The organism is Microcoleus sp. Z1_B2 (assembly GCF_036700325.1).
Classification (GTDB): Bacteria; Cyanobacteriota; Cyanobacteriia; order Cyanobacteriales; family Microcoleaceae; genus Microcoleus.
Genome location: NZ_JAUBOQ010000066.1, coordinates 23967 through 31385 on the forward strand (window position 1 = coordinate 23967; position 7419 = coordinate 31385).

At 43.6% G+C, this 7419-nt stretch carries 7 protein-coding genes; 5 read left to right on the plus strand and 2 right to left on the minus strand.

Going from position 1 to position 7419, the window contains the following annotated elements:
• Positions 1 to 101: 101 nt before the first annotated feature.
• Positions 102 to 1421, plus strand: a complete 1320-nt coding sequence (locus QT984_RS27110) for an NB-ARC domain-containing protein (RefSeq protein WP_333055238.1) — start codon at positions 102 to 104, stop codon at positions 1419 to 1421.
• A 56-nt stretch (positions 1422 to 1477) separates the two neighbouring features.
• On the plus strand, positions 1478 to 3595 hold the full coding sequence (locus QT984_RS27115; protein ID WP_333055236.1) for a serine/threonine-protein kinase: 2118 nt from the start codon (positions 1478 to 1480) through the stop codon (positions 3593 to 3595).
• Positions 3596 to 3745: 150 nt separating this feature from the next.
• On the opposite strand, the gene QT984_RS27120 is transcribed toward QT984_RS27115, so the two are convergent.
• Both QT984_RS27120 and QT984_RS27125 read right to left on the minus strand, forming a co-directional pair.
• Positions 3746 to 3964: a hypothetical protein gene (locus tag QT984_RS27120; RefSeq protein ID WP_333055235.1), complete on the minus strand. Its 219-nt coding sequence runs from the start codon at positions 3962 to 3964 to the stop codon at positions 3746 to 3748.
• 336 nt (positions 3965 to 4300) lie between these two features.
• On the minus strand, positions 4301 to 5185 hold the full coding sequence (locus tag QT984_RS27125; protein ID WP_333233624.1) for a 4-hydroxybenzoate solanesyltransferase: 885 nt from the start codon (positions 5183 to 5185) through the stop codon (positions 4301 to 4303).
• 210 nt (positions 5186 to 5395) lie between these two features.
• Here QT984_RS27125 and QT984_RS27130 point away from each other — a divergent pair, with 210 nt between their 5' ends.
• The 3 genes from QT984_RS27130 to QT984_RS27140 all read left to right on the plus strand — a co-directional run.
• Positions 5396 to 7012: a Ppx/GppA phosphatase family protein gene (locus QT984_RS27130; protein WP_333055233.1), complete on the plus strand. Its 1617-nt coding sequence runs from the start codon at positions 5396 to 5398 to the stop codon at positions 7010 to 7012.
• An 87-nt stretch (positions 7013 to 7099) separates the two neighbouring features.
• A complete protein-coding gene (locus tag QT984_RS27135) occupies positions 7100 to 7225 on the plus strand; it encodes a hypothetical protein (protein WP_333375338.1) in 126 nt (41 codons plus the stop codon).
• A partial coding sequence (locus QT984_RS27140; protein WP_333273774.1) for a hypothetical protein occupies positions 7225 to 7419 on the plus strand: 195 nt, incomplete at its 3' end. The genes QT984_RS27135 and QT984_RS27140, both read left to right, overlap by 1 nt.

Consider the following 7419-nt stretch of genomic DNA (forward strand, 5'->3'; position numbering starts at 1 on the left):
GAAAAGTCGCTTTTGGCTGAGTTTGTCGGCAAGAGTTGGAAAAAGTAGGATGATCGGAAAATGGGTTATACTGAAGTATCATTTTTGTATAACTCCCAAATATGAACGTTGACACTGCGTTAGAGCTTGCAGAGGCATATTTTCGCGCTCGGACTGGGAAATCCCCAACCGATCTGCAAAAAAAGATATTTGGTAAGGTAGTAGAAGATAAGACTTACGAGCAAATTGCCAATGAATGTAACTGCAATCTGAGTTATGCTAAGGAGTTAGGTTCCGAATTCTGGCGACTGCTGTCATTGGCGCTGGGGAAAGAGGTCAGGAAAAAAAGTTTTAAGAATGTACTCGATGAAGAAGATCGCTCCCCACCAACTCTCCCGCTGCCCGAAAAATTGCCAGAATCAGCGATCGCCCGTTCTCGACAAGATTGGGGGGAAGCCCCTGATGTCTCTGTTTTCTACGGACGTACAGAAGAATTGACCGCACTGAAGCAGTGGATTGTAACAGACCGCTGCCGGCTGGTGGCACTGTTGGGCATGGGGGGAATTGGCAAAACGTCTCTGTCTGTCAAACTGGCACAAAAAATTCAAAATGATTTTGATTTCATTATCTGGCGAAGTCTCGATCGCACTCCACCCATACATACCGTCCTCAAAGACATCATCCGATTTATCTGTAGCCCAGAGGAAACAAATTTACCAGAAACATCCTCTGATGCCATCTCGCGAGCGATCGAGTGTTTAAACGCGCACCGATGTTTGGTAATAATTGATGGAGTCGAGACAATTATGGAAACAGGTTTGTTGGCTGGCAAATATCGAGACGGATATCAGGATTACGGTAGATTTTTCAAAAAAGTAGGTGAATTGAACCATAAAAGCTGCTTGGTATTGACAACTTCAGAAAAATCTATCGACATTTCATTATTAGAAAATCGAACTCGCCTTGTTCGCTCTCATAAAGTGAGTGGCTTGAAAAATGAACCCGCACAGCAAATTCTTCTCGAACGAGGGTTAGTAAAAGAAAAAGAATGGAATGATTTTATTGAAAGGTACGAAGGAAATCCTTTAGCACTATGGATGATTTCAGCAACAATTATCACTTTATTTGCTGGTAAAACTTCTGATTTTCTCAGAACAGGTACGATTTTTATAGGAGGTCAAATAGAGGCAGTTTTATCCCAGATGTTTGAACGTGTAACTGATTTAGAAATAAAAGTAATGTGTCAATTAGCTATACTTAACAAATCTGTTGACTTTAATCAATTGCGATCGGAAATTTCGTCAGATATATCTAGCTCAACATTAATGAATGCTTTGGAGTCATTAAGTTGGCGATCGCTGATCGAAACCGAAATCGGTCAAGACTCGTTTAGGCTACAGCCTGTAATTAGGAAATATGTTATTAATCATTATTGTATGTAACAAATAACAATTTTTAGGTCGTAGTCTGAAATCCTTGATTTTCCCGAAAGCCTATAGTGTGCTTTGTTAGCGTTGCCCTCGTTCTCGATCGCCCTGAAACCCCGCTCCTACGCTTTTGGCGATCGAAAACTGTCCGAATAGTTGAAATAAAGCATATTTTATCTGCCATGCTTCAGCCTGGATTGAGACTTCAAAATCGCTATCGTATTGTGCAAGAGTTAGATTTGGATATTCCCGGAGGATTTGGCAAAATCTTTGATATTGTTGAGGAGCAAGGGACGCCAAAAATTCTCAAAGTTCTGCATTTTGAGAATTGCTCAAACTTGCAGGAAAAACAAATAGCAGTATCCCTGTTTGAGCGAGAGGCTAATGTCTTAATACGACTAGATCATCCAGGAATTCCTAAAGTAGAACTCGACGGATATTTTCTATATCAACAAGGAGAAAACACGCTTTACTGTCTAGTGATGGAGAAAATTTACGGTCATAATTTGCAGCAGTGGCTAAAGGAGAGAGATTATCAACCCATCAGCCAAGAACAAGCAATTAACTGGTTAAAGCAACTGGTAAATATTCTAGCTTACTTGCATCAGCAGCATTATTTTCACCGAGATATTAAGCCAGCAAATATCATATTGAAACCTGATGGTCTACTGGTATTAATCGACTTTGGAGCAGTCCGGATGGTGACAAACACTTACCTTCCAAAAATTGCAGACGAAAATGAGAGGAAAGTTACAAAGATATATACACCAGGCTACGCCCCGTTCGAGCAAAAAAACGGCAAAGCGCTGCCTCAATCTGATTTCTACGCCTTGGGACGCACCTTTGTCTTTCTTTTAACAGGAAAAGATCCACCTGACCTTGAAGACGAGGTATATGAAGAGGTGATTTGGCGAGATAAAGCACCACAAATTTCGGGATTGCTGGCAGATTTAATTGATGAGCTGATGGCTTTCTATCCCAAGAATAGACCGAAAAATCCCGAAGCAATTTTACACGCTATAGCTAAGATTGAATGCCCTGGTGCAGAAGGGTTGTCGGCACTGCCTCCGACTGAGTTACAGGGAATTAGCCCGCTGAATACTGAAAGAAAGTGGCTGAAGTCATTTGCTAAAACTAAGAAAGCATTAGTCGGAATTGGAATAACAGCATTTGCCTGCGTCAGTGTATTAATTTTACCTAAATTTGTTCCTTTACAAGGTCAATCTCCTGCACCTTTAAAAAATCTTTCTCTAATCAACACCTTGAAAGGAGGTTCGGAATTCTTTGATGCAGTCACCTCAGTTGCTTTTAGCCCTGACGGACAGACCCTTGTCAGAGGTAGTTACGATGAACCGATCGAACTTTACAATTGGCGTACAGGGAAAGTCATTAAAAAACTATCTAGAGCTTCATCAAAGCTTTGGTCAGTTGCGATCAGTCCGAATGGAAAATTGCTGGCTACCGGGCCGCAACTGGAGGAGGATGCGAAAAATGAGAAGGACACAACAATTAAGTTGTGGAATCTAGATAGTGGGATGCTTTTGGGCACCCTCAAAGGTCATTCTAGCGATGTTAGATCGATTGCTTTTAGCCCTGATGGTCTGACCGTTGCTAGTGGCAGCCATGACAAAACAATCAAACTGTGGCGTGTTAATACAGGAGAGCTGCTTTATACTTTTTACGGACACACTAACCACGTTACTTCGGTCGCTTTTAATCCTGATGGCAAAACCCTTGCTAGCGGTAGTGACGATCTGACTATTAAGTTGTGGAGTCTGAATAGTAGGAAATTAATCCGCACTCTTAAAGGACATTCAGCGCAAGTTTTGTCTGTCGCTTTTAGTCCTGACGGTCAAACCCTTGTTAGCAGTAGTGGCAAGAACGAAGTTAACGGTAGTGCTGAAAATAGTATTAAACTGTGGAATCCAAAAACAGGGGAATTGCAGCGCACTCTTACTGGACATCTGAGCTCGGTTTGGTGTCTTGCTATCAGCCCGGATGGGCAAACTCTTGCAAGTGGCAGTTATGACAACTCCATTAGACTTTGGAATCTGCGTACTGGCGAATTATTGCAAACTCTGACCGGACATTTAAATTGGGTTTATTCTGTTGCTTTTAGCCCCGATGGGCAGACTCTTGCTAGTGGCAGTCCAGATAGTTCTGTTAGGATTTGGAGTATTCCTCGTTAATAAAGCTTAGTAGCAGCAAGCAAGTTTGTTGGTGAATCGATCTACCAATTAAGTTATACAAACAGAGGATTAGACTGAAAAAAGACTATTCTTTTATACCCAATCCTCAACTATCTAAAAACAGCAGTCACTCGATAGCTGCTAATTATCCTATCTACGACGGCGACTAGGACGGCTACTACAACTACAGCTTCTTGAGCCAGCAGGGCAGCTACAGGCAATTAGCTGCTGCGATCGCTCTTGTGCCTGCGACTGTGACAACTCTCTGTTTGTTTGGGCGCTTGCTGCTGCTAGAGAAGGTGCGACATCTACGGCAATTATCGCTCCTGAGAGAACCAGCAAACCAAAACTAAAAAATCCAAAACGCATTGATTAACTCCGTTTTTTTACTTAATTAACTTAACCTATTTACATGATCTCACAGAAGCCAAAATTTGTCAGTCTAGAAAAGTCGGCACTTTTGTCGGCCCGTTGAGTTGGAAAAAGTCGGGTTTAGTAGGGTGGGGGTTGGAAAGAAGTCTGTTGAAGAAGACTGGACAGAAGAAGGAATCGCTAACTAACTGTTAATAGCAAGGGTTTCCCCAAGCGAAATCGTACTTGCTTTTCATCATTCACAAGATGGTACTTTTACAGATTTTGCAGTTGCTTAGAGAGTTATATGCAAGAGCGCTCGCTAGTGTTGGCCGGGATTGCTCGCTCTACTCGTTAAAAAATCTCCCCAACAATCATCCCCGCTAATATGACAAACCCCACCCAAACATTTTGACGAAAGATTTGACCGTAAACAAGCTTAGGAATATCCGCATTCCGCAGTTGACTGTACTGCAAAAACCACAAAATCGCCGCCGCAATAATTGCCAACCAAAAACCAATGTGCAAGTGTAAATTAATCCCCATCGCCGCTAACAAACCGACAGTACCAACAAAGAAAAAGCCCACAGCATTAGCAGCATTATTCCCGAAAAATATCGCGCTGGAATTCACTCCCAAACGCAAATCGTCTTCCCGATCGCTCATTGCATAAACTGTATCAAATCCTAACGTCCACAGCACGACTGCACCCCACAGCAACCAAGTCGCTAATTCTAGTTCTCCCACGGCGGCGCTCCAACTAATTAAAACGGCAAAACCCCAAGCAATTGATAACACTAATTGCGGCACTGGAAAGAATCGTTTTGCCAGTGGATAGCAGATAATTACTGGTACGGCGGCGACACACAGCCAGAAACTTAAAGGATTGAGATAAAAAGCGAGAATCGCCGCGCAAGCAAAGGAAATTAATGCAACTCCTATCCCAGTTTGCACGGTGAGGGCGCGGGATGCTAGCGGGCGCGATCGCGTTCTTTCTACTTCGGGATCGATATCGCGATCCCACAAGTCGTTGATGACGCATCCAGCCGCACTCGTGGCTAAGGTACCCAACACAATCACGCCCACCAATGCTGCGGGCGGCCTCCCGTCGGCTGCTAAAAAGACGGCCCAGAGGGCTGGAATCATTAAAATGAGCCTTCCTGCTGGTTTGTCCCATCTCAAAAGCCTCACGACGGTTAGCAATGTGGATTCGGGTTGGCGATCGGGCTCTTTAAGCATTTCAATTCTAGATTTGATATTTTTAACTTTAGATTTTATCAAATTTTAGGCACAATCACTTACTATCTCTGCTGCCGATCGCACTTCTGCCGAAATTTAAAACAGGTGAAAGTCTTGCCCAGTCAGCAATTCCAAATTTTTGCTAATTTAATAGAATGCCTAACTGGATTCGTGAAATAATCATAAATATCTGTCAACCCCGATACTCCAATGGTTAATTCACTTCCGTCTGCGGAGTCAAATCGCATTATTGCTGCTATTGATATGGGTACTAACTCATTTCACATGGTGGTGGCGCGCATCGATCCGAAATTACCCGCGTTTACGATTATTGCTAGAGAAAAAGATACGGTTCGGTTGGGCGATTGTGAGGTTAAAACAGGCTGCTTGAAGCCCGATGTGATGGAAAGGGCGATCGCAACTTTGCGCCGTTTTCTAGATATTGCTAAAACTATCAATGCTGAACAAATTATCGCTGTGGCTACCAGTGCGGTTCGGGAAGCCCCTAACGGGCGAGATTTTCTCAAACAAGTTGCTGACGAATTAGACCTGAATGTGAGTTTAATTTCCGGTCAAGAAGAAGCGCGGAGAATTTATCTCGGCGTTCTTTCGGGTATGGAATTTAACAATCAGTCCCAGGTGATTATTGATATAGGAGGCGGTTCTACGGAGTTGATTTTAGGAGATAGTTCTGAACCTCGCTGTCTCACCAGTACAAAAATTGGTGCTGTTCGCTTAACAGGACAATTTGTCAAAACTGACCCGATTAGCAAGGAGGAGTTTGCTTATTTGCAAGCTTATATTCGGATTTCGCTGGAAAGACCGATCGACGAATTGCGATCTCAATTCCATGAGGGCGAACCTTTGCGCTTGATTGGCACTGCTGGAACCATCGAAACTCTGGCTGCAATTAACGCTCGCGAAAAGTTGGGAACAGTGCCGAGTCCGCTGGCTGGATATCAGTTAAGTTTAAAAGATTTGCGCGATTTAGTCAATCGTTTTCGCAAACTTTCTTATGCCGAAAGGTTGGCAATTCCGGGAATGTCGGACAAGCGGGCGGAAATTATTCTGGCAGGATCTATGATTTTGCAGGAAGCTATGATACTATTAGGAATTGAATCGCTGACTGTTTGCGATCGCTCTCTGAGAGAAGGCGTAATTGTTGACTGGATGCTTAGCCACGGTTTGATTGAAAACCGCTTGCGCTATCAAGGTTCCATCCGCCAGCGCAGTATTCTCCACATGGCTGACAAATATCAAGTCAATTTAGAACAAAGCGAAAGAACCGCAGCATTTGCGCTCAATTTCTTCGACCAAACTCAAGGAATTCTACACTATTGGGGAAGCGAAGAACGCGAGTTGCTGTGGGCTGCCGCGATTCTGCACAACTGCGGTTTGTACGTCAGTCATTCAGCGCACCACAAGCATTCTTACTATTTAATTCGCAATGGTGAGTTATTGGGCTACACTGAAACTGAGATTGAAGTAATTGCCAATTTGGCTCGCTATCACCGGAAAAATCCTCCTAAAAAGAAGCACGAAAATTTTATTATTCTTCCGAAAAAATACCGGGAGGTTGTCAGTAAGTTGCATCCTTTTCTGCGGTTAGCTGTGGCTTTAGACAGGCGGCAGATTGGCGCAATTTCTGATTTTAAATGCGAATACCGCCCGGAAGTTCGAGAGTTTCACTTACGGTTGCAGCCGCTCAATCCCGAAGACAATTGCGCTCTGGAACTCTGGAGTTTGGATTATAAAAAGCCGTGTTTTGAATATGAGTACAATCTCAAATTAGTGGCAACTTTGGAACCGACTCTGGTTCCGGTTTAAATACAAAGCCGAGCCTGAAAACGAGAAACTGTAGGGTGCGCGCGTCCCCTACAGTTTTAACTTAATCCCAAGTCTACTACCAATATTGTGTTTGACTCTACAGTCCTCCCGATCGCCCTAGCCTGCCTTCAGAAGGCAGCGTGGATTAATTTTAGAGAGGAGAAATCAATGCAATATGACTATTTGCTGACGCTATACGAAAGATTGAAGTAATGTCTCATATCATGTCCGGTCGAGCGATCGCGATTAAAGGCCGGGGCGGGTTTACAGATTTTCCGGTTTCTATTCAATATCTTGGCGAACCCGCCCCTACAGAAATCATGGTTAATTGGTTAGAGAGTCGATGGCAGAGTGTCCCCTACCATCTCTCCTACAAAACCGTGCTTGCGACTTTCACCGCACACGGC